This is a genomic window from Pseudomonas sp. GW821-FHT02H09, assembly GCF_059421425.1.
The window spans coordinates 15,906-34,321 of record NZ_JBWKVA010000018.1 but is presented as its reverse complement, the minus strand read 5'-3'; the positions used below and the strand labels follow the sequence as shown (position 1 = coordinate 34,321).

The window sequence follows — 18,416 nt, the reverse complement described above, 5'->3', positions numbered from 1 at the left end:
GGTTGGGAAGCTGAGTAGTGATTGAGGGCACAGGGCAAAGCTGATCGTTGAATGATCGTTCCCACGCTCCGCGTGGTAACGCCTCTGTGGACGCTCTGCGTCCGCTTCTGTGACGCAGAGCGTCACGGGCTGCATTCCTTTGCTGCGCGTGGGAACGATCAACCTTCGTGATCCACCTTCGCAGTGCTAGGCTCTTGCGCGAATCCGCTGCTCAGTAACAGGAAGATATATGTTCAAGTTTTTGGCCATGGCGCTGCTGTTGGCATCCACCGCCGTGCAGGCGCAAACCGAGATACAAACCGATCTGCCGTTGCAGTATCTGGAGCAGGCCGACCCCGATTCACGCAACCAGCCGCTGGTGATTTTTCTGCATGGCTACGGCAGCAACGAGGAGGATCTGTTCGGGATCAAGGATGAACTTCCCGCGCAGTACACCTATGTCTCGGTGCGGGCGCCGCAGGCGCTGGATGCGGACAGTTATCAGTGGTTTCACAAAAAAGGCGAGGGTGCATACGACGGCGAAACCGATGACCTGAACAGTAGCGCCAGGCTGATCGTCGATTTCATCGCCCAGGCCACCGCGAAGTATCACACCCAAAGCGACAAGGTCTTTCTGGTGGGCTTTAGCCAGGGGGCGATCATGTCCTACGAGGTTGGCCTGCGCCATCCAGAGATCGTGCGCGGGATCGCCGCGTTGAGCGGCAAGGTTTTACCGGTGCTGAAATCTGAGCTTAAACCCGACAAAAACCTTGAGCAGCTGGCGATTTTTATCGGCCATGGCACTGCCGATCAACGGCTTCCGTATACTGATGGCAGCGATGCCAACAGCCTGCTGCAACACCTGGCGCTGAACCCCAGGTTCCATGCCTATCCGGGTATCGGCCACACCATCAGCGCAACCGAAATGCAAGACTTGAACAACTGGCTGCTGACACTCAATCGGTGAGCCTGGAGCGGTGTTTAGCGCTCGCGTCCGGCTTATTTCTCGCCAGTAATCTGTTTGACCAGCGCCGTGTGTCCAACCTGGTCATCGGCGCGCGAGATGATCTGGATCACCAGGATGCGGCTGCCTGAACCCGCCAGTAAGGTCGTGCCAAGGGTCTTGCCGCCGCCCATGGTGGCTGCACTGTCGATCTGACGCAGTCCCAGGCCTTTGATGGTCAGTTTCTTTTCATCCTGTTTTTTGAAGTCAGGCAGCGCCGTGCTTTGTTTCTGCAGGAAACTTTCGACTGCACCGTCGAGGAATTCGCTGTCGTTGTCTTTGGTCTGCACGCCGTCGGTGCGGATGTTTTCGGCAACGATCACCACGGTTTTGCTGGTTTGGTTGGTATACATGGTGCCCATTGCACCGGCCGTGCCATTGGCTGAGTCGCCAGGGGGCAATGAGTTGGCCTCAAAGCCCTGGGGCAGGTTGAAGGTGAATTTGCCACCCAAGGTTGAGACCTTTTGCGCGGTCGAGGTTTTTGCCGCTGGCTGGGTCGCCGCGTAAACGCTCATGGCGCCGAAACTGGCTGCGGCGGCCAATAGCAAAACGATGGCTTTGTTACCAAACAATGACATTCCAACTCTCCAGGGTAATCGCGCTGTGGAGGCGATCATCCCATGGGCGCAGTGAATCACTCCAGTGAGATGTTTTTGAGCGTTTCACTTTCAGGTTTGATCCTCCCCATGCTTTGTGTGGAAGCAATTGCTTTGGCGAGGGGGCTAGCCCTGATACCCGCCTTGCATTCTCAGTAACCGTGCCACAGTCGACTAACCTTACCCATGAGTGAAAAGCGCTCGCGCAAACTACTGCAAGCAAACTTCGGCGTGGGCGGTTACTACGTAAAGTGTGGCGTTGCGGCCACGCTTCGACGACCACAACAATGGAGTCCAACCTATGAAAAATGACACCTGCGCCTGTAAAAGCTGCACCTGCAAAATCGGCGAGCATTCCATCGTCCGCCACGGCAAGCACTATTGCTGCCAGGCGTGCGCCGAACATCATGCTGACGGTAAACCTTGTGTCTCTGAAGGCTGCCAGTGTGCCAAGGGCGCCCATGGCTGACAGTGCAGGCTGAAGTGGAGTCTGGGGCGGCTCCACTTCCATTGGCAGAGGCTGGTTGGCCAGTGTCATGACTTTTTATTGTGCAAATGGTTTTTTTTTGAATTTAACATCCGTTTGAGTGGCATCCGGTTTTTTTTCGCCAAGTGGTAACAATCCTGAGGCCTCGTTACGATAGGGCATCCTTCAAACGATCCCGATCTTTCGCCATGGCCCTTGCTGCGCCTCCCGATCTCAGTGACACCGATGTGCCCGTGCAGCCGTTGTCGCGCACCTATCCTCGTGGCTTGTATATCGAGCCGCACGAGCATGTCTGGGGCCAGTTGCTGTATGCGATGAGCGGGGTGATGTGGGTCGAAACACCAAACGAAGCGTTGGTGGTGCCGCCGCAACGAGCGGTCTGGTTACCGCCTGGGGTGGTGCACGGGATCCGCGTGGTCTCGGATCTGCAGATGCGCAATATCTATTTGCGACCGGCATTGGCCGCGACGCTGGACAGCAGCGTCCAGGTGATCGAGGTGGGCGGATTGTTGCGTGAACTGATCCTCGGGCTGGTGGAGCAGGGTGACGATCAGCAACAGGATTACTACGAAGCGTTGGTCCACCTGGCATTGCTGGAGCTCAAACGAGCCAGGCGTTCAGTGCTGAAGATCCCCATGCCCGACGACTCCGACCGGCGGCTGACAAGCCTGTGTCAGGCGGTCATGTCGGCGCCTTCGCTGGATATTCCGTTCGAACGACATGCGGAAAATGCCGGCGCCAGCGTGCGCACCCTCGCACGGCTGTTCAAGGTCGGGCTGGGGATGGGTTTCGCCGAGTGGCGGCGGCAGGTGCAGCTGGCGACGGCGGTGGCTGAGTTGATTCAGGGGGTGCCAGTAAGCTTGATTGCGCGCTCGCTGGGCTATTCCCCGAGCAGTTTCAGCGACATGTTCCGTCGCGAACTGGGCATGCCACCTTCGCACTACCCGCTGGGCAATCGCCCGCTCTAAACCGTCGGGCCAGCGGTTTTTGACCGAAAACCAGAAGTCCTTGGCCGATCCCTTCGGCGGCTGACTCTTACACTCTGTGCTTACCTTAACATCGTCGCACGCCCCTCATGGGCGGCGACGCCCTGTGCACGGACTCGAGCATGAACTACCTCATTTCACTGGCTATCGGGCTGGGTGTCGGCCTGCTTTACGGCGCGCTGGACTTCCGTTCGCCCGCGCCACCGGCCATTGCGCTGGTAGGGTTACTGGGCATGTTGGCGGGCGAGCAGTTGTGGCCCATGGGTCGGCAACTGGTTGCCGGCTGGCTCTCCTGAGGGGGCGAGTGATCTCATTTAACTTCGGTGGAAAATCCCCATGAACGCATTGCAATTCTCCAAAACCGGCGACCTCGCGGCGCTGCAGTACGTCGACGTGCCAATGCCGGTACCGGGCGCCGGCGAGGTGCTGGTGCAGATCAAAGCCGCAGGCCTGAACCCCAGCGATGTAAAGAATGTACTGGGGCGCTTTCCGTACACCACCCTGCCACGGATTCCCGGTCGTGACTTTGCAGGCGTAGTTGTGGAAGGCCCGCAGGCGCTGCTGGGTCAGGAAGTCTGGGGCACGGGTAAAGAGCTGGGCTTTTTCGCCGACGGCTCCCATGCGCAATTCGTGACCCTTTCGGCCAAGGGCGTGGCGCGCAAGCCTGCACATTTGAGCTTTGCCCAGGCCGCCAGCCTCGGTGTGCCATACACCACGGCGTGGGATGCGTTGGAACGCAGCCTGGTCACTGCCCAGACGCGTTTGCTGGTGATTGGCAGCGGCGCGGTCGGTAGCGCCGCACTGGCGTTGGCGAAGATTCGTGGCGCGCAGGTATTGGCAGCGGCCCGTCGGCCCGAACAGGTCAAGGCCTTGCAGGCCCAGGGTTTCAACGCGATCCACCTGGACAAGCCGGAAGATCTGGCGGCCCAGGTCAATGCCGTCTATGCCGGGGGCGCCGACGTGATTTTCGACACCACAGGTTTCTGGTTACCGCCTGCAGTACCGGCACTGGCCAATTTCGGGCGCATCGCAATTATCGCTGCTCCGGTGGACGGCTATGTGCAGTTGCCGGCACTGGCGCTGTATCGCCGGGGTGGTTCGGTGGTCGGGATCAATTCCTTGTTGTACGGCGTTGAGGCCTGTGCGGCGATGCTTGAGCAGTTCGGTCGGTTCTTCGATGAAGGGCTGCTGCCATTGCCTGAAGGGTTATTTGAATCGCCGCTGGCCGAAGGGCTGGAGCGGTATGCCGAGGTGAATCAGGGCAGCGGTGAGAAGGTGATCTTATTGCCGTGATCGGTCCGGTTTTTGTAGCAGCAGGCTTCGCCAGCTGCTACAGGAGACTTCATTCAGGCCTCTGGCACGCCATTCGCCGCAACCGCTCTGTTAGAATCGCTCACATTGAAATCAAGAGGTATTCCTATGAGCGAGCCGATTCGCCTGACCCAGTACAGCCACGGTGCGGGTTGTGGCTGCAAGATATCGCCCCAGGTGCTGGAGGTGATTCTGGCCGGTAGTGGTGCGCAGAACCTCGACCCCAAACTCTGGGTGGGCAATGCCTCCCGCGATGATGCGGCGGTGTATGCCATCGACGAAGAACGCGGTGTGGTGTCGACCACCGACTTTTTCATGCCGATTGTCGACGACCCCTTCGATTTCGGGCGTATTGCCGCCACCAACGCCATCAGCGATATCTATGCCATGGGCGGCGATCCCTTGATGGCGATTGCGATCCTTGGCTGGCCGGTCAATGTCCTGGCGCCTGAGATCGCCCGGGAAGTGATTCGCGGCGGACGTTCGATATGCGATGAGGCGGGAATTCCGCTGGCCGGCGGTCATTCGATCGACGCTCCAGAGCCGATCTTCGGTCTGGCCGTGACCGGGCTGGTGGAAAAGCGCCATATGAAGCGCAACGACACGGCCACCGCCGGTTGCCTGCTTTACCTGACCAAACCCTTGGGCATTGGCATCCTTACCACGGCGGAGAAGAAGGGCAAACTGCGCGCCGCCGATGTCGGCCTGGCGCGCGACTGGATGTGCACCCTGAACAAACCTGGCAGCCGCTTCGGCAAGCTGGCCGGCGTGACGGCAATGACCGATGTCACCGGTTTTGGTTTGCTCGGGCATCTGGTGGAAATGGCTGATGGCAGTGGTGTGACCGCGCGCATCGAATATGAGCGCGTGCCGCGCCTGCCCGGCGTCGAGTACTACCTCGATCTAGGCTGCGTGCCGGGCGGAACCCTGCGTAACTTCGACAGCTATGCCGGCAAGGTCGGTCGCGTTCAAGAGCTGCACAAGCGGGTTCTCTGCGATCCGCAGACCAGTGGCGGCTTGCTGGTCGCCGTGACGCCTGAGGGCCAACAGCAGTTCCTGGCGGTTGCCGCCGAACTGGGCCTGGCGCTCGAGCCGATCGGTGAACTGGTTGAACGACAGACCAACGCGGTAGAGGTGTTTTGATGCCCATCGACATCACCGACTACCGCGATATTTTCCTCAACGACCGGCCAATGATGGATACCCGTGCGCCGGTCGAGTTCGCCAAGGGCTCCTTTCCCGGGGTAATCAACCTGCCGCTGATGACCGACAGCGAGCGGCAACAGGTCGGCACCTGCTACAAGCAGCAAGGTCAGCAGGAGGCCATCGTCCTGGGCCATCAGTTGGTGTCCGGCGAAATCAAAGCCAAACGTGTCCAGGCCTGGGCTGATTTTGCCCGGGCCAATCCCGATGGTTGTTTGTATTGTTTTCGCGGTGGCTTGCGCTCGCAGATCGTCCAGCAATGGCTCAAGGACGAGGCTGGCATCGATTACCCGCGCGTCGCTGGCGGTTACAAGGCGATGCGTACCTTCCTGCTGGAAACGGTCGATCAGGCGGTCGCGCAGTGCGATTTCATTGTGCTCGGCGGCATGACCGGTACGGGCAAAACCGATGTGCTCACTCAGTTGAGCAACGCGCTGGATCTGGAAGGCCACGCCAATCACCGCGGCTCCAGTTTCGGCAAGCGCGCGACCGGCCAACCCTCCAACATCGATTTTGAAAACAGTCTGGCCGTGGATGTGCTGAAGAAGCGCGCCAGGGGCATCGAGCGATTCGTCCTGGAGGATGAGAGTCGCATGGTCGGCGGCTGCGCCTTGCCGCTCCCGCTGTATCAGGGCATGCAGCAGTTCCCCATCGTCTGGCTCGAAGACAGCCGGCAAGGGCGGGTCGAGCGCATTCTGCGTGATTACGTGGTCAATCTGTGCGCGGAGTTCACTGCGGTGCATGGCGAGCAGGGCTTCGCACTCTTCTGCGAGCGAATGCTGGCGAGTTTGAATAATATTCACAAGCGCTTGGGTGGCGAGCGTCATCAACGGATGCTGGCACTCATGGAAACGGCGCTGGCAGAGCAGGCGCGTAGCGGGGCAGTGGATCTGCACCGCGATTGGATCGAAGGATTGCTGAGCGAATACTACGATCCGATGTACGCCTTCCAGCGGGAGCACAAAGGCGAGCGCATCGAATTCGCCGGCGAGCAGGCTGCCGTGCTCGAGTATCTGCGTGAGCGCGGCAGCCAGCGTGGCTGAGGGTTAAAGCAGCGTTGCGCCTGCCAGGCCGCAGATCACACCGATCAACATGGTCAGCACCGCCACGGTCACCAGCACCCGGGTGTCGAAGTCTTTGCGCAGCATCAGCAGCGACGGCAGGCTGACACTCGGCAAGGTCATCAGCAGCGCGACTGCCGGGGCGGTGCCCATGCCCAGGGCCATCATGGTTTGCACGATCGGGATTTCTGCGGCGGTGGGGATCATGAACAGCGTGCCGGCGATGGCCAGCGGCACCAGCCAGAGCAGACTGTTGGCCATCGCGCCATCGATGTGGGGGAACATCCAGACCCGGGCCGCGCCCAGCACCAGAACGGCTACGATATAGACCGGAATGGTGCTCCAGAACAGTTGCCACAAGGTTCGCGCCCAACGCACCAGGAATGATTGCGAGTCCGTTGTGCTGGCTTGAGCCACGGCTTCCAGCGCCGCTTCAGGCACGCTTTCGGGGCGAGAGATGCGCTGGGCCACCAACGACACGCCCAGCACCAACACGATGCCAGCCACCAATCGCAGTGCGGTAAAGCCCCAGCCCAGCACGAAGCCCATGAACACCAGCGTCGCCGGGTTCAGCACCGGGTTGGCGATCCAGAACGCCAGCGCCGCGCCCACTGACACTTGCTGGCGACGCATGCCCGCCGCCACGGGTGCGGCGCAGCAGGTGCACATCATCCCCGGCAGCGCGAACAACCCACCGCGCAGGGTCGAAGCAAAGCCGGCGCGACCGAACAACCGCAGCAGCCAGTCTCGCGGGACCAGCACTTGCAATAGCGAGCCGAGGATCACCGCCAGTACGGCGGCTTTCCAGATCGCCAGGAAATACACCTTGGCGTAGGTCAACGCAGCGGCCAGTGGTGCCGTCTGTTCATCGTTGAGGATCGAGGCGCCAATGCTGTGATTGTCGGCGGCTACGAAGGCTTTGAGGTAGTAGGGAGACCATTTGACGTAATAGAGGCCAATGAAGGCCACCAGCAAGAACAGGGCGGGTTTCCACCAGAGCGACAAGCCCCGGGCGGGGATTGCGGAGGAGATGGGCATGGCAGGGGTCCGGGCAGTAGGGAATTACGGTGCATGATAGCTCACCGTCGTTAACGTTGTTCAGCCCACTGCGTGTGGGCTGCAGCCAATCGGTTATATCGGACAGTCCTGCGGCCCGTTGTCCAGCCCTTGCTTATAGCTGTTGCTGAGCAAGGTTGCCTTGCCGTTATGCCAGGTCAGCGTCAGCACATAGAGCGAATCGAAATCGTTGGACGGCCAGTCTTCAGTGATAGTGCGTTTTTCGCCGATGGCTTCTTCAGCCACTTTGTTCATCAGTTCGGGCAGGTAGCCGTGGGACCAGGCGGTATAGATAGTCGAGTTGTGGTACTTGTCTTGCAGCAACTCGTCAGCCAGGTCGCCGATGTCATTGACCGAGTAGTTGATGTTCACCGGCAATCCGAGTTTTATCGCGCTGGGACTGATGGTCATCAACGGCCGGATATAACTGTAAGAGTTATCATCTTCGCCTTCCTGGACATTACGCGTCGGGTTGGCGGCAAACACGTAATTGGCCTTGCCGAACTTTTCCGGCAGCAGCGTCGCCAGATTGATGGCGCGGTTCAGGCCCTGGCAATTCAACTGCCCGAGGCCGCCGGCGGGTTTTTCCGCGTGGCGCAGGAACACCAGGGTCTGGGTTCCATCAGCCGGCGGCGCAAGGCGTTCACGGGCTTGCAGCGCCAGGAACACTCCACCGGCTACCAGCAGCGCAGTTCCCAAAACATAGGGGCGATGTTTCAAACGTTTAACTGAATTCAGAGGATTGTTCATTGAATAGTCGATCTTCAGCGCATTCGATTAAGGCTGACAAACCTCACCACCGCGAGCTTCCTGCTGTGTGTGGTTGTCCATGGCGTTGACAGAGTATCAGCTGGTTCGTGTACCGGAAGGTCCTTCTCACCGTCCCTGGAAAGCCTTTGGTTCGCTCCCGGTCAATTCACCGCACTTTATCCGGGGCGGAGGGTGGCGGAACGGAACGGTTAGCGACAAGATGTTTCGGATTCAAGAGGGGCCGAATATGGCTGATGCCAGTCAGTCAAGACATTGCGCGAACCGTAGCAGCTGGCGAAGCCTGCGTCCGGCTGCGCAGCAGTCGTAAAACAGTCACTGCGGTATTCCAGACAAATCGTGGAAGCAGGATTTGCGACGGCTTCGCCGCCGGACGCAGCCTTCGGCAGCTGCTACGGGGGACAGTGCTGAACCTGAAATTCCTTAACTGACTGGCTTGGCCGAATATGGCTGCATCTATAATCAGCCCGCCGTGATAACCAGGCACGAGCGGACAATCCTCAAACGACACCGTCACTGGACGTTCACCATGACTGATCTTTCTGCCTTTCCCATCACCCGAAAATGGCCTGCCCGGTACCCTGAGTGGATTCAGCTCTATTCCTTGCCGACCCCTAACGGCGTCAAGGTGTCGATCATGCTTGAAGAAATCGGTCTGCCTTACGAGCCTCACCGTGTGGGCTTTGACACCAACGATCAACTGTCTCCCGAGTTTATGTCGCTCAACCCTAACAACAAGATCCCGGCGATCCTTGACCCTCACGGCCCGGGCGACCAACCGCTGGCACTGTTCGAGTCCGGGGCGATTCTGATCTACCTGGCCGACAAGAGCGGGCAACTGCTGGCGCAGGAGTCGGCAGCGCGCTACGAGACGATCCAGTGGCTGATGTTTCAGATGGGGGGGATCGGCCCGATGTTCGGCCAGGTCGGCTTCTTCAATAAGTTCGCCGGCAAGGATTTCGAAGACAAGCGCCCCCGCGATCGTTTTGTCGCAGAGACCAGGCGTTTGCTGAATGTGCTTGAAGCGCGGCTGACCGGCCGCAACTGGATCATGGGCGAGCGCTACACCATCGCCGACATCGCGACGTTCCCGTGGGTGCGCAACTTGATCGGGTTTTATGAGGCCGGGGATCTGGTGGGAATCAACGACTATCCCAACGTGTTACGGGTGCTGGAGCGATTTGTGGCGCGGCCGGCGGTTGTGCGGGGGCTGGAAATCCCTAAGTCAGTGCTTTAGACATACGTCAAGGCGCCGCCGAATATTCAGCTGCTCGGCGGTTTCACTGAGCAATCGAGGAAAAGACGATGAGCATCGTGCTGCCTGAACCCCTTGCCGATTATTTTTCGGGCGAGAAAACCACAGATTCCACTGCATTAGAACGCTGTTTCACCACCGACGCCAACGTCCGCGATGAAGGGCAGGTGTATCAGGGATTGGAAGCCATTAAAGCCTGGAAACAAGCGGCACAGGCCAAGTACCAATATAGCGTCGAGCCTCTGAGCGTCTCGCAAGAGAAAGGCACTACGCTGGTGCGCGCCCGGCTCGTCGGAAATTTTCCGGGTAGCCCGGTCGAGGTCACTTACCACTTTGTCCTGCAGCAGGGACGGATTGCTTCGCTGGGTATCGGCGCATGAGCACGAGACCGTCCCTACGACCTCACTCGTCATTGTTGTGAAGTCTGTAACAAACTCTTTCTGAAGTGACGTTTGTGTCGTTCCGGGATGCGGGCATAAGCTCTCATCCCTTTAGACGTTCGTCTCGTTTACACCCTTGGCCTACCTTCAGGAAAACCAATGTCCAGCCAGTTCCCAGAAGCACGTCCACGTCGTCTGCGACGTTCCGCCAGCCTGCGCAGCCTGTTCCAGGAAACCGAATTCACGCTCAATGATCTGGTGCTGCCGATTTTCGTCGAGGAGGAAATCGATGATTTTGTCCCGATCAAAAGCATGCCCGGCGTGATGCGCATTCCCGAGTCGAAACTGGCAGGTGAAATCGAGCGTTATGCGCGGGCAGGTATCAAGTCGGTGATGACCTTTGGTGTGTCGCATCATCTGGATGGCGTGGGCAGCGACACCTGGAATGAGCGCGGTCTGGTCTCGCGCATGGCGAGCATCTGCAAGGACGCCGTGCCGGACATGATCGTCATGTCGGACACCTGCTTTTGCGAGTACACCGATCACGGCCATTGCGGCGTGATGCACGGCGATGAGGTCGATAACGACAAGACGCTGATCAATCTGGGCAAGCAAGCGGTCGCCGCCGCGCGCGCCGGCGCAGATGTCATTGCACCGTCAGCGGCGATGGACGGGCAGGTCCAGGCCATCCGTCGTGCCCTCGACGAGGCTGGTTTCAGTAACACGGCGATCATGGCCTACTCGACCAAATTCGCATCGGCGCTTTACGGCCCGTTCCGCGAAGCCGGCGGCAGTGCGCTGAAGGGCGACCGCAAAAGCTATCAAATGAACCCGATGAATCGCCGCGAAGCGGTGCGCGAGTCGCTACTGGATGAACAAGAAGGCGCCGACGCCTTGATGGTCAAACCAGCGGGCGCTTATCTGGACATCATCCGCGATATTCGCGAGGCCTCGCGGCTACCGTTGGCGGCTTATCAGGTGAGTGGCGAATACGCGATGATCAAATTCGCCGCGGCGGCGGGTGCTATAGATGAGGAACGTATCGTTCGGGAAAGCCTGGGCGCGATCAAGCGCGCGGGTGCGGACCTGATCTTCAGCTACTTTGCGATGGATCTGGCGCTGAGCGGGATTTGAAGCCTGATGTCTCCTGGCTTGGACTAAGCTGATCCACGTTCACGATCGGGAGGAGCCAGGCATGAACATCGAACCGTCGGACGGGGTGGTAACGCTGCTGGTGCGGCACCGAGTCAAACAGGGCCAGGATGAGAAGTATGAAGCCTGGTTGCGCCGCACTATCGCTATTGCCCGCAATTACCCGGGGCATCTGGGAATCGATGTGGTGCGCGGGCAAGACGGTGGGCTGGCACTCTTCACCAGTGTGCTGCGCTTCGCCACGACCGGGCAATTGCAGCACTGGCTGGACTCCGAAGATCGTCAGCGTCTGGTAGCGGAAGCGCAGCCAATGCTGGCCGATGGTGATCAGACCGAGGTCAACGCCGACCGTGAGTTCTGGTTTACGCCGGTCGATGCTGACGGGCAGGCTCCACCACCGCGCTGGAAGCAGGCCTGCGTCACCTTTCTGGTGATCCTGCCCTTGAGCTTTCTGGTGCCGATGTTGTGGACGCCACTGTTCGTCCGGCAGCCGTGGCTGGGCGGTTACGTGCAGAGCAACGTGCTGATCACCTTGAGCATCGTGCTGTTGGTGGTCTATGTGTTCATGCCACCGGTGACCCGGCTGTTCAGCAAGTGGCTGCAGCCAAGGTCTGCGCCATGATGACTAAGGCCCGGGCCGGATCCCGCGCTCACTGAAATAGCGCTCGAGAACCGTTGGGTCGCTGGACAGTTCAGCGAGCGCCACGTAGGTATCGGGCCGCAACAGATAGAACGCATCGCGCGCAAGGCCGGCGGCTTCATGGACAGGTCCCCAAGGGAAAATGTGCAACGCAATGTAGTGATCAGCGCACCATGCAACGAGTGCGTCGCTGGCAAGGCCGTATACATGGACCTGCCAGGACATCCCCGACAGCGTATTGAAATTGTCGATATCGCCATCGTGCGCCCAGGGCAACCGATCACCGCCATGAACGTCGCCGGCGCTGCCGGCGCTCAGGGGCATTGCTCGATAGTTCAGGGTGATCTGCGAAATCGTGCGGAACATAAACTCGCGTACCGCTGCCAGTGAGGTGGCCTTGGCTAGCAGAAACGGTGCCAGGCGTGTCCGCACAATATTGGCAATGGGCCCATCGGCGGTGACGAAGCTGAACACCCGATCGGTGGTTGCCACCAGTCGTCGGGCAAATTCAATGCGCTCGGTTTCATAACTGTCCAGCAGCGTGTCCGAAGCGCTGCCCTTCAGCACGGCAGCGAGTTTCCAGGCGAGATTGATCGCATCGCCAATCCCGGTGTTCATCCCCTGACCGCCGGCGGGGCTGTGGACATGCGCGGCGTCGCCCAGCAGGAACGTTCGTCCGCTGCGGAAGTGGTCCGCCACCCGGTGATGCACACGATAGGTGGAAAACCAGTTCACCTTGAGTACTTGAACCTTGAGATGCTCAATGGCGCGTTGGCTGACGTCCTCGAACTTGAGCGTCTCGGAGTGTTCGGCGCGCTCGTCTCGTACCGTCCCGATCAACCGGGCACGTCCATGACCTGCATCTGCCAGGGGGAAGATTGCGAGGAAGTCTGCTTCGTCGAGGTCCACGTGCAGTTCACCGTTGATCGGCGGACCTGCTGCGTCCACATCGGCGACGTAGAAAACCTGCTGATAGGTGCCACCGGGAAAACCCGTATTAAGGGTTTTGCGCACCGTCGAACGGGCGCCGTCGCAACCCGCCAGGTAACGGGCTTCGCAGGTCTCTTCCTGCCCCTGAGCGTTGATCAAGTGCGCGGTGACGTATCCGTCGGCCTCCTCGAGGCTCTTCAGTTCGGTTTCGCGCTCTACCGAAACGCCGAACATTTCCAGACGTTCGATCAGCAGTTGTTCGTGTTCGTCCTGAGGGTACATTTCGAGGAAAGAATAAGGCGTCAGATCCTTGCCAATAGTCTCGAACGGCAAACGCGCAACCGGTTCGCCTTTGACCCAGAGGTTGGCCGCAGGCACCGTGTGACCGCGTTGCACAATGGCGTCTGCGAGGTCGAGCTGACGGTAGAGCTCGAGGGTTCGCGCCTGGACCGCCAGGGCTCGCGATGTTGTGCCTGGCAAAGCGGTCTTGTCGAGGATCCGCACCTTGATCCCCAGCTTGCTGAGCCAGAGCGCCAGAACCAGACCGGTCGGGCCGGCCCCAATGATCAGAACGTCACAGCGCTTCATGTCGTTGCCCTCCGGTAGAGATCAATTTCATGCCGTAGAGTGTGCGCCGATGTTGAGCAGCTGACAGCTGGGTAAAAGCGGTTTGTGAGGGAACGTGTGAATCCCGGATGATTAAGGGAGCAGAGCCGAACGCAGCCTTCGGCAGCTGCTACGGAGAATGTGCGGAGCCACAAACTACTTGACTGACCGGCATTGAACAGCGGCTCGACTCAAGGGTCGATATCCGCGGCGGCTTTGTTCATAGTCGTTCCATCAGCCCAACGCGATCATTCGAGGAAGCATGCGATCAATTCGACTCATTGCGAGTATCGCCACACTGCTGGTGCTGGCCGGTTGCGGTAGCCAGCGCACTCAGGAGTCGCCTGCGCGACCGGAGCAGGTGAGGGCGAAGATTGTTCGACTGTTACCGGCGAAGACGGTTGATCGAGAGGGTTGGGCCACCGACATCTACGCCGCGTTCGCGGCGCAAGGCATTGCCCCGACCACGGAAAACCTCTGTTCAGTACTGGCAGTGACCGAGCAGGAGTCCACTTTTCAGGTTGACCCGCCAGTGCCGGAGCTGGGAAAAATTGCGCGAGATGAAATCGACCGCCGTGCGGCGAAGGTGCATGTCCCCAGTCTACTGGTGAGCGCGGCTTTGCAGGTTCGCTCGCCAAACGGCAAGAGTTACAGTGATCGGCTCAGTGCTGCGCGTACCGAAAAGGATCTCAGCGCCATTTTCGACGATTTCATTGGTATGGTGCCGATGGGGCGCAACCTCTTCGGGAACTTCAATCCGGTGCACACCGCCGGGCCGATGCAAGTCAGCATCGCGTTTGCCGAAACCCGGACGCGAGCCTATCCCTATCCCGTGGACGGCACGATTCGCCACGAAGTGTTCAGCCGTCGCGGCGGCATGTACTTCGGCATTGCACATTTGCTGGGTTATCCGGTGAGTTACTCCAAACCGTTGTACCGCTTCGCCGATTTCAATGCCGGTTGGTACGCCAGCCGCAATGCCGCCTTCCAGAGCGCTGTCAGTCGCGCTTCGGGGATCGGGCTGGCACTCGATGGCGACCTGATTGCCTTTGGGTCCATCATGCCCGGAACGACCGAGTTGGCAGTGCGAACCCTGGGCAAGCAATTGGACATGCGTAACCCGACCATCAGAAGCCAGCTGGAGCAGGGCAATAGTCTTGAATTCGAAGACAGCACACTCTACAAGCGAGTCTTTGCTCTGGCCGAAAAGGCCGAAGGCAAGCCACTGCCACGGGCGATACTGCCAGGTATCGTTCTGCAAAGCCCGAAAATCACCCGCAAACTCACCACGGCCTGGTTTGCCAAACGGGTCGATGAACGCCATCAGCGCTGCATGGCACAGGCTTCGGGTGGCTGACGGGGGTGAGCGGCTTCCTGCACGTTTGGAACATGTCTAGTCCTGAAATAGGTTTACACCTGTTTCACCCTAACGCTCGATGACGCTGAACTCGCCTTACGCGACGTTCATGGTCTTGATCGTTCCCACGCGGGAGCGTGGGAACGATCAAGTAGCACCCATAAAAAAAGCCCGGCTGATCAAGCCGGGCTTTTTGATTGAGTACCGCAGTAAGGCTATTCATGCACGATTCTGAGTCAGACGGTCGGAGCCACCTTCAGCGACGCGGCTTTCGATCAGACGGTCGGAACCACCTTCAGCGACGCGGCTTTCGATCAGACGGTCGGAGCCACCTTCAGCGACGCGGCTTTCGATCAGACGGTCGGAGCCACCTTCAGCGACGCGGCTTTCGATCAGACGGTCCGAACCACCTTCAGCGACGCGGCTTTCGATCAGACGGTCCGAGCCACCTTCAGCGACGCGGCTTTCGATCAGACGGTCCGAGCCACCTTCAGCGATGACCGGGTGAGTGGAGGAAGCGGCAAAAGCATTGGCTGCAAGTACCGAGAAAGCGATGCTGAGGATGATCTGGCGTTTCATGATGGTGTGCTCCGGGGTGTTATTGGTTGGGTATGGAGCAGATGTTACGCGTCAGGATTTTTATGAGAACTTCATTGGGTCGATGGTGAACATCGATGCGGATGATGGAAGACAGCCCCGCCTGCATCCCCCCGTAGCAGCTGTCGAGTAATGCGAGGCAGCGTTCGGCGGCGAAGCCGTCGCCAAGTCTGCACGCGCGGTGTTCCAGAAAGACCGGGGTGTCCGGTTTTACGACGGCTTCGCCGCCGAACGTAGCCTCGTATTACTCGGCAACTGCTACGGGGGGATTGGCGTGTGTCGAGTGGGAAAAGAAAAGGCCCGGCTATCGTGGAGCCGGGCCTTGTCCAAGTTGCTCGTTGAATCAGCTGCGCTCGATCGCCAGCGCCACGCCTTGACCGCCACCGATGCACAACGTGGCGAGACCTTTTTTGGCATCACGCTTGATCATTTCGTGCAGCAAGGACACAAGCACCCGGCATCCCGAGGCACCGATAGGATGGCCGAGGGCAATCGCGCCACCGTTGACGTTGACCTTGCTCGCGTCCCATTCCAGCTCCTTGCCGACCGCCAGTGACTGCGCGGCGAAGGCTTCGTTGGCTTCGATCAGGTCCAGCTCACCCAGGCTCCAGCCGGCCTTTTCCAGGCAACGGCGGGTCGCCGATACCGGGCCGATGCCCATGATCGCCGGGTCGACACCGGCGTTGGCGTAACTGGCGATCCGCGCCAGGACTGGCAAGCCCAATGCTTTGGCCTTGTCGGCGCTCATCAGCAGTACCGCCGCGGCGCCGTCATTGAGGCTCGAAGCGTTGCCCGCGGTGACGCTGCCGTCTTTCTTGAACGCCGGTTTGAGCTTGGCCAACGATGCTGCAGTGGTCTCGGCACGGGGTTGTTCGTCGACGGCAAAGGACAGCGGATCGCCTTTGCGTTGAGGGATCAGGATCGGTGTGATCTCGTCAGCGAAGCGACCGGCCTCAATGGCCGCCGTGGCTTTTTGCTGGGAGGCTGCGGCGAAGGCATCCTGCTCTTCGCGGCTGAGCCCGTATTTCTCCACCAGGTTCTCGGCGGTGATGCCCATGTGGTAATCGTTGAAGGCATCCCACAGGCCATCGCTGATCATGCTGTCGATCATTTTTGCGTGGCCCATGCGCAGGCCGGTGCGGGCTGCGGGCAGGACGTAGGGCGCCAGACTCATGTTTTCCATGCCGCCGGCGATGACCACTTGCGCATCGCCGCAACGAATCGCCTGGGCGCCCAGGTGCAGGGCCTTGAGGCCCGAACCGCAGACCTTGTTCAGGGTCAGCGCCGGTACTGCGTGGGGCAGGCCGGCGAAGATCGACGCCTGGCGTGCCGGGTTCTGGCCTGAACCTGCGGTGAGCACCTGGCCGAGGATGACTTCATCCACTTCGCTACCGGCAAGGCCGGTCTGTTCCAGCAGACGGCGGATCACGGCCGCGCCGAGCTCCGGCGCGGGAATACTGGCCAGCGAGCCCTGAAAGCTGCCAATGGCAGTGCGGGTTGCGGCAACAATGACGACTTCTTGCATCGAATCTCTCCTCATTCAGTCGGCGTTCAGGCGAATTGCATTTCCGGGACGTGCTCAGGCACGATCAGCTTGCCGGCGGTCTTGCTGACGATTTCCTCGACGCTGACACCGGGTGCACGTTCCTTGAGGAGGAACGCACCGTCATGGATTTCCAGGTAGGCCAGGTCAGTCAGTACACGTTTGATGCAACCGGCGCCGGTCAGCGGCAGGCTGCAGCGCGACAGCAGTTTTGACTCCCCGTCCTTGGAGGCGTGGGTCATGGTGACGATGATGTTTTCGGCACCGGCCACCAGGTCCATTGCGCCGCCCATGCCCTTGACCAGCTTGCCGGGGATCATCCAGGAGGCGATGTTGCCTTGCACGTCGACTTCAAAAGCGCCGAGCACGGTGAGGTCGATATGGCCGCCGCGAATCATCGCGAAAGACTCGGCCGAAGAGAAAATCGACGCACCGATACGGGCGGTGACGGTCTGCTTGCCGGCGTTGATCATGTCGGCGTCGACTTCAGCATCGGTGGGGAAGGAGCCCATGCCGAGCAAGCCGTTTTCCGATTGCAGCATGACTTCCATACCGTCCGGGATGTAGTTGGCGACCAGGGTCGGAATACCGATGCCGAGGTTAACGTAGAAGCCGTCCTGCATTTCGCGGGCGACGCGCTGAGCCATTTGTTCGCGGGTAAGAGCCATTGTTTTTCTCCATGCTCTGTTATCAAGAGCTTCGGGCTGGAAGGGAAGGGATCAGGAACGCACGGTGCGCTGTTCGATGCGCTTCTCGAACGTGCCGCAAATGATCCGGTCAACGTAGATGCCAGGGGTATGGATCTGCGTTGGGTCCAGCTCGCCCGGTTCGACGATTTCTTCGACTTCGACCACGGTGATCTTGCCGGCGGTGGCGGCCAGCGGATTGAAATTCTGTGCGGTGTGGCGGTAGATCACGTTACCGAAGTGGTCGGCTTTCCAGCCTTTGACGATGGCGAAATCGCCGGTGATGGATTCTTCCATCAGGTACGGGCGACCCTTGAATTCGCGGGTCTCCTTGCCGTCGGCAACCGGGGTGCCGTATCCGGTGGCGGTAAAGAACGCCGGGATGCCTGCGCCGCCTGCGCGCATTTTTTCAGCCAGGGTGCCTTGCGGGGTCAGATCGACTTCGATTTCACCGCTGAGCAGTTGCTTCTCGAACAGGGCGTTTTCGCCGACGTAGGACGCGATCACCTTGCGGATCTGCCGGTCTTCCAGCAGCACGCCGAGGCCGAAACCGTCGACGCCGCAGTTGTTCGAGACCACGGTGAGTTCGCGAGTGCCTTTGCGCTTGATCTCGGCGATCAGGTTTTCCGGAATACCACACAGACCGAAGCCGCCGGAGATGACGGTCATACCGTCTTCCAGGCCGGCCAACGCTTCCTCGTAGGAAGCCACGCGCTTATCGAAACCTGCCATATGCACCATCCTCTTTTATTCTTTGTGGGCGGCTGGCTAGCCGTATGGGCAAGAGTGTTGCTCTGGGGAATTTATTTGTTAAGTTGAT

The 18,416-nt window shown here is 59.7% G+C and carries 20 protein-coding genes; 12 read left to right on the top strand and 8 right to left on the bottom strand.

Annotated features, from left to right (window positions below; all coding sequences use genetic code 11):
- Positions 1 to 229 precede the first annotated feature (229 nt).
- A complete protein-coding gene (locus AC07VR_RS22290; protein ID WP_495012547.1) occupies positions 230 to 946 on the top strand; it encodes an alpha/beta hydrolase in 717 nt (238 codons plus the stop codon).
- 32 nt (positions 947 to 978) lie between these two features.
- Here AC07VR_RS22290 and AC07VR_RS22285 read toward each other — a convergent pair whose 3' ends face one another.
- Positions 979 to 1,560, bottom strand: coding sequence for a DcrB/PsbP domain-containing protein (locus AC07VR_RS22285; protein ID WP_494992195.1), 582 nt, complete (start codon positions 1,558 to 1,560; stop codon positions 979 to 981).
- A 319-nt stretch (positions 1,561 to 1,879) separates the two neighbouring features.
- Here AC07VR_RS22285 and AC07VR_RS22280 point away from each other — a divergent pair, with 319 nt between their 5' ends.
- From AC07VR_RS22280 to mnmH, 6 genes are all read left to right on the top strand, one after another.
- Positions 1,880 to 2,047, top strand: a complete 168-nt coding sequence (locus AC07VR_RS22280; protein WP_494992194.1) for a metallothionein — start codon at positions 1,880 to 1,882, stop codon at positions 2,045 to 2,047.
- A gap of 206 nt (positions 2,048 to 2,253) precedes the next feature.
- Positions 2,254 to 3,033: an AraC family transcriptional regulator gene (locus AC07VR_RS22275; RefSeq protein ID WP_494992193.1), complete on the top strand. Its 780-nt coding sequence runs from the start codon at positions 2,254 to 2,256 to the stop codon at positions 3,031 to 3,033.
- A gap of 140 nt (positions 3,034 to 3,173) precedes the next feature.
- Complete coding sequence (locus AC07VR_RS22270) at positions 3,174 to 3,347, top strand: DUF1427 family protein (RefSeq protein WP_007969534.1); 174 nt, start codon at positions 3,174 to 3,176, stop codon at positions 3,345 to 3,347.
- Between the two features lie 40 nt (positions 3,348 to 3,387).
- Positions 3,388 to 4,344 (top strand): quinone oxidoreductase family protein, encoded by a 957-nt coding sequence (locus AC07VR_RS22265; RefSeq protein ID WP_495012546.1) that lies wholly within the window; start codon positions 3,388 to 3,390, stop codon positions 4,342 to 4,344.
- Between the two features lie 126 nt (positions 4,345 to 4,470).
- A complete protein-coding gene (selD, locus tag AC07VR_RS22260; RefSeq protein WP_494992191.1) occupies positions 4,471 to 5,505 on the top strand; it encodes a selenide, water dikinase SelD in 1,035 nt (344 codons plus the stop codon).
- Positions 5,505 to 6,608, top strand: a complete 1,104-nt coding sequence (mnmH, locus tag AC07VR_RS22255) for a tRNA 2-selenouridine(34) synthase MnmH (protein WP_495012545.1) — start codon at positions 5,505 to 5,507, stop codon at positions 6,606 to 6,608. Before selD ends, mnmH begins: the two co-directional genes overlap by 1 nt.
- A 3-nt stretch (positions 6,609 to 6,611) precedes the next feature.
- Here mnmH and AC07VR_RS22250 read toward each other — a convergent pair whose 3' ends face one another.
- Positions 6,612 to 7,664 carry a permease gene (locus AC07VR_RS22250; protein ID WP_494992189.1) on the bottom strand — a complete coding sequence of 351 codons (1,053 nt, stop codon included), beginning with the start codon at positions 7,662 to 7,664 and terminating at the stop codon, positions 6,612 to 6,614.
- A 93-nt stretch (positions 7,665 to 7,757) separates the two neighbouring features.
- Complete coding sequence (locus AC07VR_RS22245) at positions 7,758 to 8,432, bottom strand: histidine phosphatase family protein (protein ID WP_495012544.1); 675 nt, start codon at positions 8,430 to 8,432, stop codon at positions 7,758 to 7,760.
- A 547-nt stretch (positions 8,433 to 8,979) separates the two neighbouring features.
- On the opposite strand from AC07VR_RS22245, the gene AC07VR_RS22240 reads away from it, so the two are divergent.
- The 4 genes from AC07VR_RS22240 to AC07VR_RS22225 all read left to right on the top strand — a co-directional run bounded on the left by AC07VR_RS22240 (position 8,980) and on the right by AC07VR_RS22225 (position 11,859).
- Positions 8,980 to 9,687 (top strand): glutathione binding-like protein, encoded by a 708-nt coding sequence (locus tag AC07VR_RS22240; RefSeq protein ID WP_494992187.1) that lies wholly within the window; start codon positions 8,980 to 8,982, stop codon positions 9,685 to 9,687.
- A 68-nt stretch (positions 9,688 to 9,755) separates the two neighbouring features.
- A complete protein-coding gene (locus tag AC07VR_RS22235) occupies positions 9,756 to 10,085 on the top strand; it encodes a nuclear transport factor 2 family protein (protein WP_495012543.1) in 330 nt (109 codons plus the stop codon).
- A 159-nt stretch (positions 10,086 to 10,244) separates the two neighbouring features.
- Positions 10,245 to 11,219 (top strand): porphobilinogen synthase, encoded by a 975-nt coding sequence (gene hemB / locus AC07VR_RS22230; protein WP_495012542.1) that lies wholly within the window; start codon positions 10,245 to 10,247, stop codon positions 11,217 to 11,219.
- Positions 11,220 to 11,280: 61 nt separating this feature from the next.
- Positions 11,281 to 11,859, top strand: a complete 579-nt coding sequence (locus AC07VR_RS22225; RefSeq protein WP_495012541.1) for an antibiotic biosynthesis monooxygenase — start codon at positions 11,281 to 11,283, stop codon at positions 11,857 to 11,859.
- A gap of 3 nt (positions 11,860 to 11,862) precedes the next feature.
- On the opposite strand, the gene AC07VR_RS22220 is transcribed toward AC07VR_RS22225, so the two are convergent.
- Positions 11,863 to 13,395: an FAD-dependent oxidoreductase gene (locus AC07VR_RS22220; protein WP_495012540.1), complete on the bottom strand. Its 1,533-nt coding sequence runs from the start codon at positions 13,393 to 13,395 to the stop codon at positions 11,863 to 11,865.
- Between the two features lie 280 nt (positions 13,396 to 13,675).
- Between AC07VR_RS22220 and AC07VR_RS22215 the strand changes: the two genes are divergently transcribed.
- Positions 13,676 to 14,770 carry a DUF1615 domain-containing protein gene (locus AC07VR_RS22215; protein WP_495012539.1) on the top strand — a complete coding sequence of 365 codons (1,095 nt, stop codon included), beginning with the start codon at positions 13,676 to 13,678 and terminating at the stop codon, positions 14,768 to 14,770.
- A 219-nt stretch (positions 14,771 to 14,989) separates the two neighbouring features.
- Here AC07VR_RS22215 and AC07VR_RS22210 read toward each other — a convergent pair whose 3' ends face one another.
- The 4 genes from AC07VR_RS22210 to AC07VR_RS22195 form a co-directional block, all read right to left on the bottom strand.
- Positions 14,990 to 15,349 carry a hypothetical protein gene (locus AC07VR_RS22210; RefSeq protein WP_495012538.1) on the bottom strand — a complete coding sequence of 120 codons (360 nt, stop codon included), beginning with the start codon at positions 15,347 to 15,349 and terminating at the stop codon, positions 14,990 to 14,992.
- Positions 15,350 to 15,710: 361 nt separating this feature from the next.
- Positions 15,711 to 16,892, bottom strand: coding sequence for an acetyl-CoA C-acetyltransferase (locus AC07VR_RS22205; RefSeq protein ID WP_495012537.1), 1,182 nt, complete (start codon positions 16,890 to 16,892; stop codon positions 15,711 to 15,713).
- A 26-nt stretch (positions 16,893 to 16,918) separates the two neighbouring features.
- Positions 16,919 to 17,578, bottom strand: coding sequence for a CoA transferase subunit B (locus AC07VR_RS22200; RefSeq protein WP_495012536.1), 660 nt, complete (start codon positions 17,576 to 17,578; stop codon positions 16,919 to 16,921).
- A 51-nt stretch (positions 17,579 to 17,629) separates the two neighbouring features.
- A complete protein-coding gene (locus tag AC07VR_RS22195) occupies positions 17,630 to 18,328 on the bottom strand; it encodes a CoA transferase subunit A (protein ID WP_494992178.1) in 699 nt (232 codons plus the stop codon).
- Positions 18,329 to 18,416 lie beyond the last annotated feature (88 nt).

Bases quoted from the DNA above. Each gene is read 5' to 3' on its own strand.
- AC07VR_RS22240 (WP_494992187.1), top strand. From the start codon at position 8,980: ATGACTGATCTTTCTGCCTTTCCCATCACCCGAAAATGGCCTGCCCGG.
- AC07VR_RS22215 (WP_495012539.1), top strand. From the start codon at position 13,676: ATGCGATCAATTCGACTCATTGCGAGTATCGCCACACTGCTGGTGCTG.
- AC07VR_RS22235 (WP_495012543.1), top strand. From the start codon at position 9,756: ATGAGCATCGTGCTGCCTGAACCCCTTGCCGATTATTTTTCGGGCGAG.
- selD (WP_494992191.1), top strand. From the start codon at position 4,471: ATGAGCGAGCCGATTCGCCTGACCCAGTACAGCCACGGTGCGGGTTGT.
- mnmH (WP_495012545.1), top strand. From the start codon at position 5,505: ATGCCCATCGACATCACCGACTACCGCGATATTTTCCTCAACGACCGG.
- AC07VR_RS22200 (WP_495012536.1), bottom strand. From the start codon at position 17,578: ATGGCTCTTACCCGCGAACAAATGGCTCAGCGCGTCGCCCGCGAAATG.
- AC07VR_RS22275 (WP_494992193.1), top strand. From the start codon at position 2,254: ATGGCCCTTGCTGCGCCTCCCGATCTCAGTGACACCGATGTGCCCGTG.
- AC07VR_RS22225 (WP_495012541.1), top strand. From the start codon at position 11,281: ATGAACATCGAACCGTCGGACGGGGTGGTAACGCTGCTGGTGCGGCAC.
- AC07VR_RS22205 (WP_495012537.1), bottom strand. From the start codon at position 16,892: ATGCAAGAAGTCGTCATTGTTGCCGCAACCCGCACTGCCATTGGCAGC.
- AC07VR_RS22245 (WP_495012544.1), bottom strand. From the start codon at position 8,432: ATGAACAATCCTCTGAATTCAGTTAAACGTTTGAAACATCGCCCCTAT.
- AC07VR_RS22250 (WP_494992189.1), bottom strand. From the start codon at position 7,664: ATGCCCATCTCCTCCGCAATCCCCGCCCGGGGCTTGTCGCTCTGGTGG.
- AC07VR_RS22290 (WP_495012547.1), top strand. From the start codon at position 230: ATGTTCAAGTTTTTGGCCATGGCGCTGCTGTTGGCATCCACCGCCGTG.
- hemB (WP_495012542.1), top strand. From the start codon at position 10,245: ATGTCCAGCCAGTTCCCAGAAGCACGTCCACGTCGTCTGCGACGTTCC.
- AC07VR_RS22270 (WP_007969534.1), top strand. From the start codon at position 3,174: ATGAACTACCTCATTTCACTGGCTATCGGGCTGGGTGTCGGCCTGCTT.
- AC07VR_RS22280 (WP_494992194.1), top strand. From the start codon at position 1,880: ATGAAAAATGACACCTGCGCCTGTAAAAGCTGCACCTGCAAAATCGGC.
- AC07VR_RS22285 (WP_494992195.1), bottom strand. From the start codon at position 1,560: ATGTCATTGTTTGGTAACAAAGCCATCGTTTTGCTATTGGCCGCCGCA.
- AC07VR_RS22220 (WP_495012540.1), bottom strand. From the start codon at position 13,395: ATGAAGCGCTGTGACGTTCTGATCATTGGGGCCGGCCCGACCGGTCTG.
- AC07VR_RS22210 (WP_495012538.1), bottom strand. From the start codon at position 15,349: ATGAAACGCCAGATCATCCTCAGCATCGCTTTCTCGGTACTTGCAGCC.
- AC07VR_RS22195 (WP_494992178.1), bottom strand. From the start codon at position 18,328: ATGGCAGGTTTCGATAAGCGCGTGGCTTCCTACGAGGAAGCGTTGGCC.
- AC07VR_RS22265 (WP_495012546.1), top strand. From the start codon at position 3,388: ATGAACGCATTGCAATTCTCCAAAACCGGCGACCTCGCGGCGCTGCAG.